General features: G+C 55.8%; 18 protein-coding genes. 14 read left to right on the forward strand and 4 right to left on the reverse strand.

The genetic code is table 11. The features are described 5' to 3' along the window. Positions 1-26 precede the first annotated feature (26 nt). From KI228_RS08785 to agp, 10 genes are all read left to right on the forward strand, one after another. Positions 27-554 carry an iron transporter gene (locus KI228_RS08785; protein ID WP_042319779.1) on the forward strand — a complete coding sequence of 176 codons (528 nt, stop codon included), beginning with the start codon at positions 27-29 and terminating at the stop codon, positions 552-554. Between the two features lie 66 nt (positions 555-620). Continuing rightward, positions 621-2,000 carry a Fe-S-containing protein gene (locus KI228_RS08790; protein ID WP_044264180.1) on the forward strand — a complete coding sequence of 460 codons (1,380 nt, stop codon included), beginning with the start codon at positions 621-623 and terminating at the stop codon, positions 1,998-2,000. Between the two features lie 2 nt (positions 2,001-2,002). Then, positions 2,003-3,286 carry an ABC transporter permease gene (locus KI228_RS08795; protein WP_061070256.1) on the forward strand — a complete coding sequence of 428 codons (1,284 nt, stop codon included), beginning with the start codon at positions 2,003-2,005 and terminating at the stop codon, positions 3,284-3,286. Beyond that, positions 3,276-4,406 (forward strand): ABC transporter permease, encoded by a 1,131-nt coding sequence (locus KI228_RS08800; protein WP_043001052.1) that lies wholly within the window; start codon positions 3,276-3,278, stop codon positions 4,404-4,406. Before KI228_RS08795 ends, KI228_RS08800 begins: the two co-directional genes overlap by 11 nt. A 4-nt stretch (positions 4,407-4,410) precedes the next feature. Then, positions 4,411-5,106, forward strand: a complete 696-nt coding sequence (locus tag KI228_RS08805) for an ABC transporter ATP-binding protein (RefSeq protein ID WP_043001051.1) — start codon at positions 4,411-4,413, stop codon at positions 5,104-5,106. After that, on the forward strand, positions 5,093-5,578 hold the full coding sequence (locus tag KI228_RS08810) for a TlpA family protein disulfide reductase (RefSeq protein ID WP_043001050.1): 486 nt from the start codon (positions 5,093-5,095) through the stop codon (positions 5,576-5,578). Before KI228_RS08805 ends, KI228_RS08810 begins: the two co-directional genes overlap by 14 nt. Before the next feature lie 24 nt (positions 5,579-5,602). Further along, positions 5,603-6,091: a MarR family transcriptional regulator gene (locus tag KI228_RS08815; protein ID WP_044327672.1), complete on the forward strand. Its 489-nt coding sequence runs from the start codon at positions 5,603-5,605 to the stop codon at positions 6,089-6,091. Between the two features lie 86 nt (positions 6,092-6,177). Further along, entirely contained in the window at positions 6,178-6,936 is a 759-nt protein-coding gene (locus KI228_RS08820; RefSeq protein WP_043001048.1) for a sulfite exporter TauE/SafE family protein, read from the forward strand. Between the two features lie 49 nt (positions 6,937-6,985). After that, the gene (locus KI228_RS08825; protein WP_044258062.1) at positions 6,986-7,693 is read left to right on the forward strand and encodes an ArsR/SmtB family transcription factor; all 708 of its coding nucleotides are present in this window, start codon (positions 6,986-6,988) and stop codon (positions 7,691-7,693) included. An 87-nt stretch (positions 7,694-7,780) separates the two neighbouring features. After that, positions 7,781-9,022, forward strand: coding sequence for a bifunctional glucose-1-phosphatase/inositol phosphatase (gene agp / locus KI228_RS08830; RefSeq protein WP_104446370.1), 1,242 nt, complete (start codon positions 7,781-7,783; stop codon positions 9,020-9,022). 36 nt (positions 9,023-9,058) lie between these two features. Here agp and KI228_RS08835 read toward each other — a convergent pair whose 3' ends face one another. Together KI228_RS08835 and wrbA are read right to left on the reverse strand one after the other, a co-directional pair. Beyond that, positions 9,059-9,286: a YccJ family protein gene (locus KI228_RS08835; protein ID WP_042319758.1), complete on the reverse strand. Its 228-nt coding sequence runs from the start codon at positions 9,284-9,286 to the stop codon at positions 9,059-9,061. 20 nt (positions 9,287-9,306) lie between these two features. After that, positions 9,307-9,903 carry an NAD(P)H:quinone oxidoreductase gene (gene wrbA, locus KI228_RS08840; RefSeq protein ID WP_043001045.1) on the reverse strand — a complete coding sequence of 199 codons (597 nt, stop codon included), beginning with the start codon at positions 9,901-9,903 and terminating at the stop codon, positions 9,307-9,309. Positions 9,904-10,286: 383 nt separating this feature from the next. Between wrbA and KI228_RS08845 the strand changes: the two genes are divergently transcribed. Both KI228_RS08845 and rutR read left to right on the forward strand, forming a co-directional pair. Further along, a complete protein-coding gene (locus tag KI228_RS08845) occupies positions 10,287-10,460 on the forward strand; it encodes a con-10 family general stress protein (protein ID WP_043001044.1) in 174 nt (57 codons plus the stop codon). Positions 10,461-10,623: 163 nt separating this feature from the next. Next, a complete protein-coding gene (gene rutR / locus KI228_RS08850) occupies positions 10,624-11,262 on the forward strand; it encodes an HTH-type transcriptional regulator RutR (protein WP_044258058.1) in 639 nt (212 codons plus the stop codon). Here rutR and KI228_RS08855 read toward each other — a convergent pair. Beyond that, on the reverse strand, positions 11,259-11,654 hold the full coding sequence (locus KI228_RS08855) for a lysozyme inhibitor LprI family protein (RefSeq protein WP_061070686.1): 396 nt from the start codon (positions 11,652-11,654) through the stop codon (positions 11,259-11,261). The genes rutR and KI228_RS08855 overlap by 4 nt on opposite strands. A 59-nt stretch (positions 11,655-11,713) precedes the next feature. Beyond that, the gene (putA, locus tag KI228_RS08860; protein ID WP_061070254.1) at positions 11,714-15,676 is read right to left on the reverse strand and encodes a trifunctional transcriptional regulator/proline dehydrogenase/L-glutamate gamma-semialdehyde dehydrogenase; all 3,963 of its coding nucleotides are present in this window, start codon (positions 15,674-15,676) and stop codon (positions 11,714-11,716) included. A gap of 397 nt (positions 15,677-16,073) precedes the next feature. On the opposite strand from putA, the gene putP reads away from it, so the two are divergent. Next, positions 16,074-17,582: a sodium/proline symporter PutP gene (gene putP / locus KI228_RS08865; protein ID WP_043001041.1), complete on the forward strand. Its 1,509-nt coding sequence runs from the start codon at positions 16,074-16,076 to the stop codon at positions 17,580-17,582. Positions 17,583-17,805: 223 nt separating this feature from the next. Further along, complete coding sequence (gene efeU / locus KI228_RS08870) at positions 17,806-18,639, forward strand: iron uptake transporter permease EfeU (protein WP_061070253.1); 834 nt, start codon at positions 17,806-17,808, stop codon at positions 18,637-18,639. Positions 18,640-18,641 lie beyond the last annotated feature (2 nt).

An 18,641-nucleotide genomic window follows, 5' to 3' on the forward strand; every position in this document is an offset into this window, starting at 1 on the left:
TGATTTTAGACGAGAGGATATGTCTGATGACCATGAAGAAAACCCTGATTGCCAGCGCAGTGATGGCCGGAATTTTCACCGCACCGGCAGCGTTCGCCTTTAAAGAGTACCCGGCGGGCGAGCCTGTCGTGATGAATGAAATGGAGCTGGCCGCCGTTTATCTGCAGCCGATTGATATGGAGCCGCGCGGCATGGGCTTACCGGCAGCCAAAGCCGATATTCACCTTGAGGCGGATATTCACGCGGTCGAAGGCAGCAAAAACGGCTTTGGCGCAGGAGAGTGGATCCCTTATCTGACCATCAGCTACACCCTGGTCAACAGCGATACCGGTGAAAAACAGGAAGGAACGTTTATGCCGATGGTCGCCAGCGATGGCCCTCACTATGGCGCGAACGTCAAGATGATGGGCGTGGGCAACTACAAAGTGACTTACCACATTGAACCGCCGTCAAAAGCGGGGATGCACCGTCACACCGACAGTGACACTGGTGTCGGTCGCTGGTGGAAACCGTTTGATGTGAGCTACGAATTTAAATACGTCGGTCTGAACTAAGAAAACCGATGCGCCGGGATGCTAACTCATCCCGGCCGAGTCAATCCGCTGTTCTGAGTCGATGTCATGAGTTACTTTTTCGTCACCACGTTACAGGTCTTTTTCTGCATCGCGTTACTCTCCGGCGTTCTCTGGAGTCGAAACGATCCCCCTTCCTTACGCCCTCTGGGCTGGACGCTGCTTATTGGTCTGGCGGCCGGCGTGCTGGCAGGACTGACGCTGCGCGGTTCACAACCGGTACAGCTGTTACTGGTCGGAACGGAAGTGATGGTCACGTTGCTGTTTGTGCTCAGCTTCTGGTGGGCGGGAAACCGTGTGCGCTATTTGTGGCAAGGGATTCTGGTCTTTGGCGCAGCGCGTCACTGGGCGCTCGATCCGAATCTCGGTGGCTTAACCAGCACGCATGTCCTGAATACTGAACTGCTGCTGAATTTGACGGCAGTGGTGCTCGCCTTCGCGATCCTTTGTCTGGCTGGCGTGCTTTGCGCCATGCTGCTGCGCCGAATCCGCGTGCTGTACTGGCCATTCACCCTCATTCTGCTGGTCATGCTGTGGCTGCCGTTAAGCGGTAATTTGCTGTTGCTGTTGATGAAGCTACAGGTACTGCCGCTGGCGAAATCGCTGCTGAGCTTTGTGGCGAAAGTGACCAATAATGCGCCAGCCTATAACTGGATGGCGGTGGGATTACTGCTGCTCCTGGCGCTGTGCTGGCTGCCGTCGTTGCTGAGCGCCCATCGTCAGACGCGGGCAACAGAAGAACCGATTGCACATCGCCTGGCGCTGGCGCAGCGGCGTAATGCGCTACGGCTTTGGCTGGTCACCCTCGGCTGTGCCGTGGTAGTGATTGCCGGGCAACTGTGGTGGGACAACGTCGCGTCTCAGCCGCCGCAGCTTTCGCAAGCCATCCCGGTAACGCTCGCCAGCGACGGCAGTGTCCATCTGCCGGTTGAACAACTGCGGGACGGTAAGTTGCATCGCTTTGTCTGGGTGGCTGACGATGGCAAAGCCGTGCGCTTTTTCATCATCAACCGTTATCCCGACAAACTGCGCTTTGGCGTGGTGTTTGATGCCTGTCTATTGTGCGGCGATCAGGGCTATGTGATGGAAGGCAATCAGGTCATTTGCGTCGCCTGTGGGGTACATATTTTTATCCCTTCCATTGGCAAACCCGGCGGTTGCAATCCGGTACCGATTGAAAACTGGCACAACGATGAAAAAGAGTTAGTGATCCCCGGTAAAGAACTGGCCGCTGGCGTGAACTACTTCTCGACGGTGATGACCATTCAGGTGACCGATCCGGTTGATGGTTCAACGCTGACCAATACCTCGGCGGACTTCAAGTACAGCTACGGCGGTAAGACCTGGTTCTTTTCCTCCGAAGAGAACTATGACCGTTTTCGTCAAACGCCGGAACAGTTTGTTCCTGCTGAACTGAGGGAGGAGTAACGATGCTGTGGCGAATGTTACGACAATCCTGGGGACGCAACCTGCGGCGTAAAGGGCTGGCGATTATCACGGTCTTTCTTGCAGCCAGCCTGATCTCGGCGCTGCTGGCGGTGTCGATCGATATCGGTGACAAAATGTCGAGGGAGCTCAAATCCTACGGCGCAAACATCCTGATTGAGCCTGCCGGACAAGCGGCATTGCCTGCGCTGTTTAGCGAAAGCAGTAATCCGCTCTCTGGGCAGGATTTCCTTGATGAAGCTGAATTGCCGAATATCAAAGATATTTTCTGGCGCAATAACATTGTCGGTTTTGCGCCGATGCTGGGCGGTGAAGTCACCGTGAACGATAACACGGTGCGCATTCTCGGGACGTTCTTCAGCCAGCTGGCCGATATTCCGGATGAAGAGGGATATGAAACCGGACAGAAAACGGTTAGCCCGTTCTGGCAGGTGACCGGCGACTGGCCGCAGGAAGGCGAGAACAGTCCACCGCAAACGCTCGTGGGGCATGCGCTGGCGCGACAAACAGGATGGAAAGCGGGTGATACGCTGGTATTAAACAACGCGGATACAACAGTGCCTGTCACCGTCAGCGGGATCCTATCCAGCGGCGGCGAGGAAGATAACCAACTGGTGATGCCGCTCGCGATAGCGCAGACGCTATTGGGGTTGCCCGGCAAGGTGCAGGCCATTCGTGTTTCGGCGCTGACGGTACCGGAAAATGAGCTTTCACGTCGCGCGCGGGAAAATCTGGATGCGCTTAATGCGGAAGAGTACGACCTCTGGTACTGCACTGCTTATGTTTCTTCTATCGCCCACCAACTGGAGGAGGCGATCTCCGGGGCGGAGGTGCGCCCGGTCTGGCAAGTCGCCGCCTCTGAAGGGGTGGTGATTGACAAAATTCAGTTGCTGATGGCGGTGGTGACGATTGCCGCGCTGGCGGCATCGGCAATGGGGATCGCCTCGCTGATGACCAGCACCATTATGGAACGCGCCAAAGAGATCGGTCTGATGAAGGCGCTTGGCGCGCGTCAGTGGCAGATCATGCTGCTGTTCTACCTCGAAGCCGCTTCCAGTGGGCTGGCTGGCGGGGCGCTGGGATGCGTTGCCGGATGGGGGCTGGCGAAAGCGATTGGCGTGATGCTGTTCGACGCACCGCTTGAATTCGCGTGGATTGTGGTGCCGTGTGTACTGGTGGTTGCGATATTGATTGCCCTGATCGGAACCTGGTTCCCGGCGCGGCGCATTGCGCGACTGTATCCCGTGGAGGTGCTGTATGGCCGCTAAACGGACAATGCTCTGGCTGCTGGTGTGGCGGGCGCTGCGCCTGCGTTTTCAGCGGGTCAGCGTGGTTTTTGCCGCGCTGATGGTGGGGGCGACCATCGTGACGGCGCTGAGCGCGGTATGGTTCGACATCAATACTAAAATGAGTGAAGAGTTACGCACCTTCGGCGCCAACTTCTACATCGGGCCGGGGCACGGCGCGAGTATGCCACAGCGGGAGCTACAGACCCTTCTGGATGATGCGCCAGCGGGGCTGGTTCACGGTGCCAGTCCGTGGTTATACGGCATGGCGCGTACCGAACTGGAAAAAGTGGTGATCGTCGGCGTCTGGTTTGAATCGTTGCAAAAACTGGTGCCTTACTGGCAGGTTCAGGGGAGCTGGATTGGCGTCAGCTTCGACGATCGCAACGCGATGATTGGCGTCAAGCTGGCGGAGCGCCTCAACGTTCAGCCCGGCGATAACGTCACGCTGGTCGATCATAACCAGCGGAAAAACCTGCAGATTAAAGGCATTGTCGAAGCCGGTGACGCCACGGACAACATGCTGATCGTCAGCCTCGACGTGGCGCAAGCCTGGCTGCATCAGCCGGGGAAAATCAGCCACGGCCTGTTGAGCGTCAGTAATGATGTTGGCCAGGTTGATCGCTATGCCAGCCGGTTGCAAAGCCAGTATCCGGATCTGGAGATTCGCCCGGTGCGTAAAGTCTCCGCCTCAGAAGGACAGGTGCTGGATAAGATCAAAGGGCTGATGGGACTGGTATCGCTGGTGATTCTGGCGCTCTCTTCCCTGTGCGTGAATACCACCCTGATGGCGATAGTCGGCGAGCGTGCCCGCGAGTTCGCTCTGCAAAAAGCGCTGGGTGCCAGCAATGGCGACATCGTACGGCAAATCTTGCTGGAAACCTGCATTATCGCCCTTGCGGCCGTAGTGTGCGGCTGGTTGTTGGGGTATTTGCTGGCGCAACTGTTGGGACTGACGGTATTCAACGCGGCGATCTCGCTGCGTCTGCCGGTGCTGCCCATCACCCTCGTATTGTCTTTACTGGTCGCCATTCTGGCGGCGATTGTTCCGGTACGGCGTGCGGTCAGCGTCGAACCCGCTAACGTGCTGAAAGGAGAGTAGCGCCATGTCCGTGACGCAGATTCCACAGGTGGCGATCGAAACACGTCACCTCTATAAACGGTTTGGCGACGTTACCGCCCTGGATGATATTAACCTGCGAATTACGCAAGGGGAGTTTGTCGCCATCATGGGGGCCTCCGGCTCCGGGAAAACGACGCTGATGAACATCCTCACCTGTCTGGATACCGCAACGGAAGGTCAGGTGTTTCTTGAGGGTACGGACGCCGCCGCGCTGGATGAAGAGGGACGGCGTCGTTTTCGCGCCGAGAAGATTGGCCTGGTGTTCCAGCAATTCCATCTCATTCCCTTTTTAACCGCGCTGGAAAATATCATGCTGGCGCAGCACTACCACAGCGTGGTGGACGAGGCAGCAGCCAGAAAAGTACTGGAACAGGTCGGCCTTGGGCACCGCGTCACCCATTTACCCAGCCAGCTTTCCGGTGGGGAGCAGCAGCGTGTCTGTATTGCGCGGGCGCTGGTGAATGAGCCGCCGGTCATTTTCGCGGATGAACCGACAGGTAACCTCGATGAAGAGAATGAACAGCGGGTGTTGGATTTGCTTACCGATTTGCACCGCCAGGGGCGCACGATAGTCATGGTGACGCATAACCCGGCGCTTGGGCAGTTTGCCGATCGCATTTTGCGTCTGCAACACGGAAAGTATCTGGGAGAGGAGGCGATGCAACATGCGCTGGCTTAACGTTTTCATTCTCTCACTGGCGGTATTGCTCAGTGGCTGTAAAGAGGAAAAGCTGGCTGTCGGCGAAACGGCTCCGGCGCTGGCGGCCTTCGATTTACAAGGCCAGGAGTCCGGACTGGATCGCTGGCAGGGAAAATCCATCTACCTCAATTTCTGGTCGGCAGGCTGCGGTGGTTGTCTGGCGGAGATGGATTCGCTGGAAACGCTCAGCCAGAAATGGGGCGATAGCGTGGTAGTGGTGGCGGTGAATACCGATCCGGGTACGGTCAACCTGGATGCGCTACTGGCGAAGCACCAGGTGTCGTATCCGGTCCTTCGCGATCAGATGAAAATCACTCAGGAACGATACCAGGTCATCGGCACACCGACCTCGGTCCTGATTGATCCACAAGGCCGGGTGCTGGAGTGGCATCAGGGAATGCGTAAACCGGCGGAATTAGCCGCCACGTTCGCCCGTCTCGCGGGGCAATAAGTTTTCGGTGGAGGGATACCGCTGATGGCATTTATCTGGAACGACGAGAGCCTGGCTCTCCTGCGTGAAAACGCGGGCGTCCTCTCGACGCAACACATTGCGCAGATGCTGTGCACCAATGTGACGGTGGTGCGCAATATGGCTTACCGGCTGAAACTCAGTTTGCGTGTGTCGGCGTATAGCCAGAAGAGAATTCAACAGGTTCAGGCATTGTATGAATCCGATGAACCGCTGACCATGAAGGAGATTGCCGTGCGAACCGGGCTTACGTTCAGCACGGTGCAGTACATCGTCTATGTCAAACTGAAACATAAGCCCTATGCCACCCGCGAGTTTATCGCGTTCGAAACACAGGATGCGGTGCATTACCGCGTGCAAAAAGAGTTTGTCGATACCGAGCGTACGCGACTGCAACAACCGATGGATAACAGCCGTTTTCAGGAACTGTATCTCAAAGACGGGACAGCCTACTGCGCGCGTAACATCCGCCATGAAGTCATTATCTCTGAATAGCGGAAACCACATTTCGTTCGCTGACGAAGCAAGCATCGTCGCAAGCATTCAGGATAGGTCATCTTCTCCTTACAGGACGCTGAAGCATGACCCTTCTTTTTGCATTCGACCCCGACCAGGTTGTGATGATTGCCTTAACCTTTGTTCTTGCTGGGATGGTGAAAGGCGTCACCGGCATGGGGCTGCCTACTGTGGCAATGGGGATCCTCGGCTCGCTGATCTCTCCGGTTGCGGCGGCGGCTATGCTGTTGTTACCTTCGCTTATCAGCAATCTGTTTCAGTTTGGCGGCGGTGGAAATACCCGGATGTTGCTGAAGCGACTCTGGCCTATGCTGCTAACGGTGGTGATTGCCACACTGTTGGCCAGCGTCTGGATCACCGGTGGCGAGACTTCCCGCACACAGTTTGCGCTCGGGCTGGCGCTGATGGTGTATGCGCTCTGGACCCTGGCGGGAAAACGAATTGCGATCGCACCGCGGCGTGAAAAACCGCTCTCACTGGTTGTCGGATTCGCTACCGGCTTGTTGACCGGCGGAACGGGCGTCTTTGTGATGCCGGCGGTGCCGTGGATCCAGTCGCTGGGCTTTGAGAAGGATGAACTGGTTCAGGCGCTCGGTATCTCTTTTACCTTTTCCACGCTGGCGTTAGCACTGGGTCTGTGGTGGCACGACGCGCTCCCCGTGCAGTCGCTGAGCTTATCGGCATTCGCCATCGTTCCGGCGCTGCTCGGCCAGTGGGCAGGCACTCGTATCCGACGGGTCATCTCACCCGTTGTCTTTAAACGTTGCTTTCTGTTTTGTCTGCTGGGGCTAAGTATCGAAATGATGCTCCGTGCTGTGACTTAATGACAAAATCGTGCCATGGTTAACTCCTCCCCGAGGCTGAGAGGTCAGTATGACGTCAATAGTCGTAAATGAAGAAGACGGCGAACTCGAATCACGAATGGCGCTGACGGCGGCGGTGATGGCGGACAAATCGCGATCCCGGATGCTGTGTGCGCTGATGGATGGCCGGGCATGGACGGCGACGGAACTGAGCGCGGTGGCGGATATCTCGCCGTCTACCGCCAGTGCGCACCTGGCCCGTCTGTGCGAGCAGCGGTTCGTGGTTTCTCTCGCCCAGGGGCGGCACCGCTATTTTCGCCTTGCAAGCGCAGACATTGCGGAACTGCTGGAGCGTCTGATGGGCGTCGCCTGGACATCAACGGCATCGCGGAAAATCACTACGCCTTTGAGTTTGCGTCAGGCGCGGACCTGTTATGACCATCTGGCCGGAGAAGTGGCGGTGAGACTGTTTGATACGCTGGTTTCCCGACAGTGGCTGACGGCAGATGGCGAAACCCTGACGCCTCTGGGTGAGGAGAAACTGGCGGATCTGGGCATTGTGGTACAGGCCAGCGTGTCGCGACGCAAATTTAGCTGCGGCTGTCTGGACTGGAGCGAGCGACGTTATCATCTGGGGGGGGTACTTGGCGCGGCGCTACTGACCTGGCTTACCGGGCAGCGGTGGATCAAAACAGCACCGGGAAGCCGCCAGGTCACCTTCACGCCCTCCGGGATCCGCAAGCTGCAAATGATATTTGGCATCAATATGATGCGCTGAATCCCTGTTTTTGCGGTCTCGTTCCCAAAAATGTGTCATATATCTGTCACACTTATGAATGACGAATAACAACACGAGGTCGTAGGGATGAACAAATCGTTAATTGCCGCCGCTGTGGCAGGGGTTGTGATGGTGTCTTCTGCCGCGCAGGCACAAACGGTGCCGGAAGGCTATCAGCTACAGCAAGTATTGATGATGAGTCGACATAACTTACGTGCGCCGCTGGCGAACAATGGCAGCGTGCTGGAGCAGTCCACTCCGAATAAATGGCCTGAATGGGATGTGCCGGGCGGACAGCTCACCACCAAAGGTGGCGTGCTGGAAGTGTATATGGGCCATTACATGCGTGAATGGCTGGCAGAGCAGGGGATGGTGAAATCCGGCGAGTGCCCGGCACCGGATACGGTCTATACCTATGCCAACAGTCTGCAGCGTACGGTCGCGACCGCCCAGTTCTTTATCACCGGTGCGTTCCCTGGCTGCGATGTTCCGGTGCATCACCAGGAAAAAATGGGCACCATGGACCCCACCTTTAACCCGGTGATCACCGATGATTCGGCGGCTTTCCGCGAGAAAGCCGTACAGGCGATGGAAAAAGAGCGCGGCCAGATGCAACTTGATGACAGCTACAAGTTGCTGGAACAGATGATCAACTACAAAGACTCGCCATCATGCAAGGAAAAACAGCAGTGTTCGCTGACTGACGCTAAAGATACCTTTAGCGCGAACTATGAGCAGGAGCCCGGTGTCTCCGGACCGCTGAAAGTGGGGAACTCGCTGGTGGACGCCTTCACGCTGCAATACTACGAAGGATTCCCGATGGATCAGGTGGCCTGGGGCGAAATTAAATCCGATCAGCAATGGAAGGTGTTGTCGAAACTGAAAAATGGCTATCAGGACAGCCTGTTTACCTCTGCGGAGGTCGCACGTAACGTGGCGAAACCGCTGGTGAAATACATCGACAAAGCGCTGGTGACCGAACAGGCGAAAGCGCCGAAAATTACCGTGCTGGTGGGGCATGACTCAAACATCGCCTCACTGCTTACCGCACTGGAATTCAAACCCTATCAGTTACATGATCAAAACGAACGTACGCCGATTGGCGGCAAAATTGTCTTCCAGCGCTGGCATGACACGAAGGCCAACCGCGATCTGATGAAAATTGAGTATGTGTATCAGAGTTCAGAGCAGCTGCGTAATGCGGATGTGCTGACGCTGAAAGCCCCGGCGCAACGCGTGACTCTGGAGTTGAAAGGATGCCCGATTGATGCGAACGGTTTCTGTCCGATCGACAAGTTTGACGCGCTGCTGAATGAGGCGGCGAAATAAATGAGGTTCCCCCGCGCAAGCGGGGGATTTAACGGCTTAAACGTTTTTACGTTCGATGGTCTGTTCGCCCCAGAAGAGCGCGTCTTTATCTGTCTTATCAAAGGCTTTGATGAGCACTTCATCGCTGCCTTCTTCCCAAATTTTTTCTGCCAGCTTTTCGTCATATCCGGCAACTTCAAATATGGCTTCGGCTATTTCCGGCGATGTATTGCGCAGACTTGCCCACTCACCGACGTGATGAGCCTTCGCTTCTTGAGTTGGCATTCTTATCCTCCCGTTGAAGATTAGCCGTTGAGCTTCACTGCCAGACCGGCAACGTATTCGCCCTGATAACGTGCGATAGAGAGCTCTTCCTGACTGGGCTGGCGTGAACCGTCACCCCCGGCAATGGTCGTTGCGCCATAAGGCGTACCACCGCGAACTTGCGAAACATCGAACAGTTCCTGTGCGGCGTAGCCGATGGGCACAATCACCATCCCATGATGGGCAAGTGTAGTCCATGTAGACGTAATCGTTTGTTCCTGACCGCCGCCTGTCCCGGTAGAACTGAAAACGCTGGCGAGTTTGCCATACAGCGCGCCGGACGCCCACAATCCGCCCGTCTGATCGAGGAAGGTACGCATCTGGCCTGACATATTGCCAAAGCGCGTTGGCGTACCAAAAATAATGGCGTCGTAATCCGCCAGTTCTTGCGGGGTGGCGACGGGCGCGTTTTGCGTCTTGCCTCCGGCTTTGGCAAAAATTTCAGCTGGCATGGTTTCCGGTACACGCTTAATCACGACCTCTGCGCCGTCCACTTTGTTTGCCCCTTCCGCTACCGCGTGCGCCATCGTTTCGATGTGTCCGTACATGGAATAATAAAGCACCAGAACTTTAGCCATTTGTACTACTCCTCGTATTAACCGTGTCTGTAGCGATTCGCTACCCTCTTTAAAGATATGACGTGGCGCTGAGAGTGCAAATATCACGACCATTTCTTTGATTTATAACAAATTTTAGGACAGCCTGTTTTGTAGCAAAATGATACATTTTCTCGCCGCTAAATTTTGCTAATCATAAGAAAGGCTTATTGATAAACTGAGGCAATTATTTCTCAACACGGACTTAAGCTGTTGCAGGATATTACCAGCGGCGGGCCGAACGCTCTGTATTGCCTAAGCTTAGTTTCACGTCGCGAGGTGAATGGCATCCGCCATCCGTGGCGTGAGGAGTCACTCCTCAGTACCTATGCAATATGATGTCTAATCAATGACGGAGGTCAGTAATGGCAAACCATCGAGGCGGTTCCGGTAATTTTGCCGAAGACCGTGAAAGAGCATCAGAAGCAGGTAAGAAAGGTGGTCAGCACAGCGGGGGGAATTTTAAAAATGACCCGCAGCGTGCCTCTGAAGCAGGTAAAAAAGGGGGCAAGAGCAGTGGTGGTAGCCGTAACAGCTAGCATTGCCGCACTTGTCGATCATCATGTTCAGCCTCCCCTTACTGCGTGATGACGCCACCGCCGCCGGATACTCCGGCGGTTTTTTTTGCCCGTCAGGTTGAACTGAAAGGAAACGCCACGCAGACTATGCGCCACTGACAGATTCACCGAACAAGGAAAGGGCATGGCCGAACGTGCTGAGAAAAAAACAGGTAAACGCTCGCAGGCGGTCAGCGCGAAACGCGAAGCGATTCTGACAGCCGCATTAAATACGTTTTCACAATATGGTTTTCACGGCACCCGTATTGAACACATTGCCGAGCAGGCCGGCGTCTCCAAAACCAATCTTCTTTATTACTACCCGTCAAAAGAGGCGCTGTATGTCGCCGTGCTACGTCAAATTCTGGATATCTGGCTGGCGCCCTTAAAAGCGTTTAGGGAAGATTTTGCGCCATTGGCTGCCATTAAAGAGTACATCCGGCTGAAGCTGGAAGTGTCCCGTGATTACCCGCAGGCCTCGCGTCTTTTTTGCATGGAGATGCTGGCCGGTGCGCCGCTGTTGATGGATGAATTGACCGGCGATCTGAAAACGCTGATTGATGAAAAGTCCGCCCTGATTGCCGGTTGGGTGAAGAGCGGCAAACTGGCGCCGATCGACCCGCATCATCTGATCTTCATGATTTGGGCTTCAACACAGCATTACGCCGATTTTGCGCCTCAGGTTGAGGCGGTGACGGGCGCAACGCTGCGTGACGAAACCTTTTTTAATCAGACGGTTGAAAACGTTCAACGCATGATTATTGAGGGAATTCGCGTTCGTTAATTGGCAGGCGGCAGTGGGCAGCTCATATCGCCTTCTTCGCACTGTAGCAGCGAGGCGAGAAACGCTTCACGCTCGGCGGTTTTATCCGCCAGACACTGATTGGCGATCATCACCTGAGCACTTCCCCCCTCGGTGCCGGAGCTGATAAGCGCGCAGTCGGCATCGCGCATGGCGATCCACGCGGTCTGCGCCTTTTTCAGCAGTTCCTGCTGTGGCGGGGCTGCGCGTTTCAGCGCATTCTGATACGTTTCATTCAGTTCTTTGTCTGCCGTCTGATACTGGGTGACGGCACAGGTATTCATTTCCGCTTGCGTGCTGGCATTTGCGCAGTCATCGGCCAGCGCCTGACCGCTGAGCAGCAGCGTAGCGCAGGTGAGTAGTATTCGTTTCATCATTCCCTCTGGCTCCATAAAAAAAGGCCCCGTTTCCGGAGCCTTAATTAACCACAGCCTTAGCCAATTGTCATCAGGCTTGCGTTACCTCCGGCGGCTGCCGTGTTCACGCTTAACGAACGCTCGACGTACAGTCGCTCCAGCAGAATATTGCTTTCACCACGGGCGAAACCTTGTACCGAGACAATCGCGCCTTCACGGGCTGCTACCGCTTCACACAGGGCACGAAGCTGATCGGAATCGCCGTGGAAGATCACCGCATCAAAAGGCTGCGTTGTCAGGCTGTCGGTTTTCGCAAACGCAATGCGGGCAGCAACCGCTGCCGGCAGGCGTTTCGCCAGATCACGGTGGAAAGCATCGTCAGTCCACAAAATCTGACTCCCGACCGAAGTGACGGCGGCAAGTTGCACCAGCGCATCCTGTTCATCATCCGCGATACACAGTACGCGCTCACGCGGTAACAGTGTCCAGGTGTTACGCTCCCCGGTAGGGCCAGGCAGCAGACGCTGCGTACCGGCCTGCGCCAGTTCGCCAAACTGTTGGCAAAGTTGACGTAACACAGGGCGATCGGCCGCCCACTCGCTGAGCGCTTCCAGCGGCTGGATCAGCGCGGCTTTCAACTGGGCGTCTACCGGATAGTCCGCATCCTGACGCGCCAGAGTGATGGCCAGCGCATTTTCCGGACGATTTGCCAGCAGACGGTAGAGATAGAGCGGCCCACCGGCTTTTGGGCCGGTCCCCGAGAGTCCTTCGCCGCCGAACGGCTGTACGCCGACGACCGCCCCCACCATATTCCGGTTAACGTACAGGTTGCCTACGTGCGCCGAACCGGTGACCTGGGCAATGGTTTCATCAATACGGGTGTGGACGCCCAGCGTCAGACCGTAGCCGGAGGCGTTGATTTGGTCAATCAGCGCGTCCAGGTTGTTGCGGTTGTAGCGTACAACGTGCAGAACCGGACCAAAGACCTCTTTTTGCAGCTCGTCAATGCTTTCCAGTTCGATCAGCGTTGGCGCAACGAATGTACCGCTTTGCCATTCACGGACATCTTCACTGTTTTCACGCGCCGCCTGGAATACCGGACGACCTTTCGCCCGCATAGCCTGAATATGCTGTTCAATATTGGATTTGGCTTCACTGTCGATCACCGGACCGATATCGGTGGTCAGACGCCCCGGGTTGCCCATCCGGCATTCGGCCATCGCGCCGCGCAGCATTTTCAGCGTGTGGTCGGCGATATCATCCTGTAGACAGAGTATGCGCAGCGCGGAGCAGCGCTGTCCGGCGCTGTCAAATGCCGAGGACAGTACGTCGACCACCACCTGTTCGGTGAGGGCAGACGAGTCAACGATCATCGCGTTCATGCCGCCCGTTTCGGCGATCAGGGGAATCGGACGTCCCTGTGCATCCAGACGCGTCGCGATGTTACGTTGCAGCAGCGTCGCCACTTCGGTAGAACCGGTAAACATCACGCCGCGCACGCGGCTGTCGGCGGTCAATTGCGCGCCCACCGTTTCACCCCGGCCAGGCAGCAGTTGCACCACGCCCGGCGGTACGCCAGCTTCCAGCAAGATGGCAATGCCCTGGGCTGCGATAAGCGGCGTCTGTTCCGCGGGTTTTGCCAGTACGCTGTTGCCTGCAGCCAGCGCGGCGGCGATTTGTCCGCTGAAAATGGCCAGCGGGAAGTTCCACGGGCTGATGCAAACAACCGGACCGAGCGGGCGGTGGGTCTCATTATCAAAATCGTCACGCACCTGACCGGCGTAATAATGCAGGAAGTCTACTGCTTCACGCACTTCGGCAATGGCGTTGGCGAAGCTCTTACCGGCTTCACGCACCAGAATGCCGATCAGCTGTTGCATCTGGCCTTCCATCAACACGGCAGCGCGATGGAGGATGGCGGCACGTTCATGCGGCGGCGTCGCAAACCAGATAGGAGCATTGTTCACCGCGCTTTGCAGCGCCTGTTCGACTTCAGTTTCACTGGCTTCACGGACATAACCGACGATGTCTTTCGGTTCTGCCGGGTTGACCACCGGGCTCATTTCGCCCTCGGCAACCGGTGTCTCGAGCATCGGCAACGCTCGCCATTTTTGCAGCGCGCTGTTGAGCAGGGCAGAGGAGAGTGAGGCCAGACGATGTTCGTTGGAAAGATCCAGACCGGCAGAGTTTTCGCGCCCTTTGCCGTACAAATCGCGCGGCAGCGGAATTTTCGGATGCGGCAGACCGGTCTGACCTTCCTGCTGCGCCAGTTTTTCAACGGCCTCGACCGGATCGGCCACCAGTTCGTCCAGCGGCAGCGTGGTATCCGCGATACGGTTAACAAAGGAGGTGTTCGCCCCGTTTTCCAAGAGACGACGCACCAGGTACGCCAGCAGCGTTTCATGGGTGCCAACCGGTGCATAAATGCGGCACGGACGGTTAAGTTTGCCATCCGTCACTTTACCGGTGACCTGTTCGTACAGCGGCTCACCCATTCCGTGCAGGCACTGGAACTCATACTGACCTGGATAGTAGTTCTGCCCGGCCAGCTGATAAATGGCTGCCAGCGTATGGGCGTTGTGGGTCGCAAATTGTGGGTAGATCAAATTCGGTACGGCGAGCAGCTTTTTCGCGCAGGCGAGATAAGAGACATCGGTGTAGACCTTGCGCGTGTAAACCGGGTAGCCTTCCAGACCGTCCATCTGGGCGCGTTTGATCTCGCTATCCCAGTAGGCGCCTTTGACCAGGCGGATCATCAGGCGGCGACGGCTGCGGGTGGCTAGATCGATCAGGTAATCGATGACGAACGGGCAACGTTTCTGGTACGCCTGAATGACGAAACCAATACCGTTCCAGCCAGACAGTTCAGGTTCAAAACACAGTTTTTCCAGCAGATCGAGGGAGATCTCCAGACGGTCGGCCTCTTCGGCATCGATATTGATGCCGATATCATACTGGCGCGCCAGCAGCGTCAACGACTTCAGGCGCGGATAGAGCTCTTCCATCACACGATCGTACTGGGCACGGCTATAACGCGGATGCAGGGCGGAGAGCTTGATAGAGATCCCCGGACCTTCATAAATCCCGCGTCCGTTCGACGCTTTACCAATCGCATGAATCGCCTGCTGATAGGAGACCATATAGGCCTGCGCATCAGCTGCGGTCAACGCGGCTTCACCCAGCATATCGTAGGAGTAGCGGAAGCCTTTTTCTTCCAGCTTACGGGCATTCGCCAGCGCTTCGGCAATGGTTTCTCCGGTCACGAACTGTTCGCCCATCAGACGCATCGCCATATCGACGCCTTTACGGATCAGCGGCTCACCGCTCTTACCGATAATGCGGTTCAGGGAGCGAGAAAGGCTGGCTTCGTTATGGGTGGAGACCAGACGACCGGTGAACAGCAGACCCCAGGTCGCCGCGTTGACGAACAACGACGGACTACGACCAATGTGCGACTGCCAGTTACCGTTGCTGATTTTGTCGCGGATTAAGGCATCGCGCGTGGCTTTATCCGGAATACGCAGCAGCGCTTCCGCCAGACACATCAGCGCCACCCCTTCCTGCGAAGAGAGAGAAAACTCCTGCAGCAAGCCTTGCACCATACCGGCACGGCCGCTGGCTGTTTTCTGATTACGCAGTTTATCCGCCAGTTGGTAAGCCAGCTTATGGGCCTGTTCGGCTACCGGCTGCGGCAGACGCGCCTGTTCCATCAGCATCGAGACCGCGTCAGTTTCAGAGCGACGATACGCGGCGGTAATGGCGGAACGCGAGACCGACTGTGGGAGGATCTGCTCGGCAAATTCCAGGAAAGGTTGATGGATCTCTTCCTGCGGTGCCGTGGATTCATCGCCTTCGTTGGCGGCTCCGGCCAATAGCGCAGGAATTTCTGGCAGCGTGTCATCGTTTTCCAGTTTTTCCAGGTAATTAAAGATTGCCTGCTTAATCAACCAGTGCGGGGTGCGATCAATTCGCGTTGCCGCTGACTTAATGCGCTCGCGCGTTGCGTCATCCAGTTTAACCCCCATCGTGGTGGTTCCCATGCCATCTGCTCCTGTTGTTCGGTGAGGTACTGCTTATCGTTATCGAGAAATATCTACTATGTTGCAACTTTGTGCAACCACGTTAAATGTGACCTGTATAACAAGCTTAAAAATGAATGAAATGTTAATAAAAGAAAGATGTATGACGTTGGGAAAAATAATAACGCTATCTTTTTCTCTGCGGCAGTTAACACTTTTAAAAGGTGCAACCGCGAAAAATGTGAGAGAGTGCAACCTGCCAGAAAATAGTGTTCATCTGCATTTAAATTTGATGTAAATGATGTGTTAAATCGATTGTGAATAAATCGCGCTTCCGGCAGGATACGGTCGCCCGGGAAATACAACAGGCTTTGCCACGTTCCGGCAGAGCAATAAAACAGAAGAGTCTGGAGATTTTATGGCAATTAGCACACCGATGCTGGTGACGTTCTGTGTCTATATTTTTGGCATGATACTGATTGGTTTTATCGCCTGGCGTTCAACCAAGAACTTTGATGATTATATTTTGGGGGGCCGCAGTCTCGGGCCATTTGTCACCGCATTATCTGCGGGCGCGTCGGATATGAGCGGCTGGCTGCTGATGGGCTTACCGGGCGCGATTTTCATTTCCGGGATTTCAGAAAGCTGGATTGCCATCGGCCTGACGTTAGGGGCGTGGATCAACTGGAAGCTGGTGGCCGGGCGCCTTCGCGTGCACACCGAACATAATAATAACGCCCTGACGCTGCCGGACTACTTCACCGGGCGCTTTGAAGACAAGAGCCGGGTTCTGCGCATTATCTCCGCGCTGGTAATTCTGCTGTTCTTCACTATTTATTGTGCATCCGGCATCGTGGCAGGGGCGCGTCTGTTTGAAAGCACCTTTGGCATGAGCTACGAAACCGCACTGTGGGCAGGCGCGGCGGCCACCATCCTCTATACCTTTATTGGCGGATTCCTCGCGGTAAGCTGGACGGATACCGTACAAGCCAGTCTGATGATTTTTGCACTGATCCTGACGCCGGTGATTGTCATCATCAGCGTTGGGGGCTTTGGCGATTCGCTGGAAGTCATTAAACAGAAGAGCATTGAGAACGTTGATATGCTCAAAGGGCTAAATTTCGTCGCCATCATTTCCCTGATGGGCTGGGGCCTGGGCTACTTCGGTCAGCCACACATTCTGGCACGTTTTATGGCGGCGGATTCCCACCACAGCATCGTTCATGCCCGCCGTATCAGCATGGCCTGGATGATCCTCTGTCTGGCAGGTGCGGTCGCGGTCGGTTTCTTCGGCATCGCTTACTTCAACAACAATCCGGCGCTGGCGGGTTCGGTGAATCAGAACGCGGAGCGCGTGTTCATCGAACTGGCGCAAATCCTGTTTAACCCGTGGATTGCCGGTATCCTGCTGTCTGCGATTCTCGCGGCGGTAATGTCAACGCTGAGCTGTCAGTTGCTGGTATGTTCCAGCGCCATTACCGAAGATCTGTACAAAGCGTTCCTGCGCAAAGGTGCCAGCCAACAGGAGCTGGTTTGGGTAGGGCGCATTATGGTGCTGGTGGTCGCGCTGGTGGCGATCGCCCTGGCGGCGAACCCGGATAACCGGGTGCTGGGTCTGGTGAGCTACGCCTGGGCTGGTTTCGGCGCCGCGTTTGGTCCGGTGGTACTGTTCTCGGTGATGTGGTCGCGTATGACTCGCAACGGCGCACTGGCCGGGATGATTATCGGTGCCGTGACGGTGATCGTCTGGAAACATTTCGGTTGGCTGGATCTGTACGAAATCATTCCGGGCTTTATCTTCGGCAGCGTCGGTATCGTCGTCTTCAGTCTGTTGGGTAAAGCGCCATCATCGGCGATGCTCAAACGCTTTGCTGAGGCTGACGCGCACTATCATTCCGCACCGCCGTCGCGTTTGCAGGAAGGCTAACGTCTCAGTTCACTGACTAATCAGGCCCGCTTCGTGCGGGCTTTTTTGTCCTTTTCAGCTATCGCTTCCTGCCACAATCATTAACCCGCTAAGTGTTTACATTCTGACATCATTATCATTACATTCTGCTTGAGTTTTCTCTTGCCGTAATGATAATCACTATCACTGTAATTTACCTTTCTTTGCATCAGTTGACTAAGAATAACGTTTAAGGGTGTCTGGCATGTTTGTTCCGTTTCTAATTATGTTGCGTGAAGGGCTGGAAGCCGCGCTGATAGTCAGCCTGATAGCCAGTTATCTGAAGCGTACACAACGAGGCCGTTGGATTGGCGTGATGTGGATTGGTGTATTTCTGGCGGCGGCGCTGTGTCTGGGCCTTGGGAGCTTCATCAACGAGACCACCGGTGAGTTTCCGCAGAAGGAGCAGGAACTGTTTGAGGGTATCGTTGCGGTGATTGCTGTGGTGATCCTCACCTGGATGGTGTTTTGGATGCGTAAGGTTTCGCGCAACGTCAAAGTCCAACTGGAGCAGGCGGTCGACAGCGCATTACAGCGCGGTAATCACCACGGCTGGGCACTGATTATGATGGTCTTTTTCGCCGTGGCGCGTGAAGGGCTGGAATCCGTTTTTTTCCTGCTGGCGGCCTTTCAACAGGATGTTGGGATCTGGCCGCCAGTGGGGGCCATGCTGGGGCTGGCGACTGCGGTTGTTCTCGGTTTCTTACTCTACTGGGGCGGTATCCGTCTGAACCTGGGTGCTTTCTTTAAGTGGACCAGCCTGTTCATTTTGCTGGTGGCAGCCGGTCTTGCTGCAGGCGCGATTCGCGCCTTCCACGAAGCGGGATTGTGGAATCACTTCCAGGACGTGGCATTTGATATGAGCGCTATTCTTTCGACGCACTCGCTGTTTGGCACTTTGATGGAAGGCATTTTTGGCTACCAGGAAGCTCCGAGCGTCAGTGAAGTTGCGGTCTGGTTTATCTATCTGATACCGGCGCTGGTGGTGTTTGCATTGCCGCCGCGCACAGGCACAACCGCGTCCCGCGCAGCGCCTTGACG

The sequence above is a fragment of the Citrobacter amalonaticus genome (assembly GCF_018323885.1).
GTDB classification, from domain to species: Bacteria; Pseudomonadota; Gammaproteobacteria; order Enterobacterales; family Enterobacteriaceae; genus Citrobacter_A; species Citrobacter_A amalonaticus.

Excerpts from the sequence above, each read along its gene's own strand:
- KI228_RS08785 (WP_042319779.1), top strand. The coding sequence starts at position 27 with ATGACCATGAAGAAAACCCTGATTGCCAGCGCAGTGATGGCCGGAATT.
- KI228_RS08790 (WP_044264180.1), top strand. The coding sequence starts at position 621 with ATGAGTTACTTTTTCGTCACCACGTTACAGGTCTTTTTCTGCATCGCG.
- KI228_RS08795 (WP_061070256.1), top strand. The coding sequence starts at position 2,003 with ATGCTGTGGCGAATGTTACGACAATCCTGGGGACGCAACCTGCGGCGT.
- KI228_RS08800 (WP_043001052.1), top strand. The coding sequence starts at position 3,276 with ATGGCCGCTAAACGGACAATGCTCTGGCTGCTGGTGTGGCGGGCGCTG.
- KI228_RS08805 (WP_043001051.1), top strand. The coding sequence starts at position 4,411 with ATGTCCGTGACGCAGATTCCACAGGTGGCGATCGAAACACGTCACCTC.
- KI228_RS08810 (WP_043001050.1), top strand. The coding sequence starts at position 5,093 with ATGCGCTGGCTTAACGTTTTCATTCTCTCACTGGCGGTATTGCTCAGT.
- KI228_RS08815 (WP_044327672.1), top strand. The coding sequence starts at position 5,603 with ATGGCATTTATCTGGAACGACGAGAGCCTGGCTCTCCTGCGTGAAAAC.
- KI228_RS08820 (WP_043001048.1), top strand. The coding sequence starts at position 6,178 with ATGACCCTTCTTTTTGCATTCGACCCCGACCAGGTTGTGATGATTGCC.
- KI228_RS08825 (WP_044258062.1), top strand. The coding sequence starts at position 6,986 with ATGACGTCAATAGTCGTAAATGAAGAAGACGGCGAACTCGAATCACGA.
- agp (WP_104446370.1), top strand. The coding sequence starts at position 7,781 with ATGAACAAATCGTTAATTGCCGCCGCTGTGGCAGGGGTTGTGATGGTG.
- KI228_RS08835 (WP_042319758.1), bottom strand. The coding sequence starts at position 9,286 with ATGCCAACTCAAGAAGCGAAGGCTCATCACGTCGGTGAGTGGGCAAGT.
- wrbA (WP_043001045.1), bottom strand. The coding sequence starts at position 9,903 with ATGGCTAAAGTTCTGGTGCTTTATTATTCCATGTACGGACACATCGAA.
- KI228_RS08845 (WP_043001044.1), top strand. The coding sequence starts at position 10,287 with ATGGCAAACCATCGAGGCGGTTCCGGTAATTTTGCCGAAGACCGTGAA.
- rutR (WP_044258058.1), top strand. The coding sequence starts at position 10,624 with ATGGCCGAACGTGCTGAGAAAAAAACAGGTAAACGCTCGCAGGCGGTC.
- KI228_RS08855 (WP_061070686.1), bottom strand. The coding sequence starts at position 11,654 with ATGAAACGAATACTACTCACCTGCGCTACGCTGCTGCTCAGCGGTCAG.
- putA (WP_061070254.1), bottom strand. The coding sequence starts at position 15,676 with ATGGGAACCACCACGATGGGGGTTAAACTGGATGACGCAACGCGCGAG.
- putP (WP_043001041.1), top strand. The coding sequence starts at position 16,074 with ATGGCAATTAGCACACCGATGCTGGTGACGTTCTGTGTCTATATTTTT.
- efeU (WP_061070253.1), top strand. The coding sequence starts at position 17,806 with ATGTTTGTTCCGTTTCTAATTATGTTGCGTGAAGGGCTGGAAGCCGCG.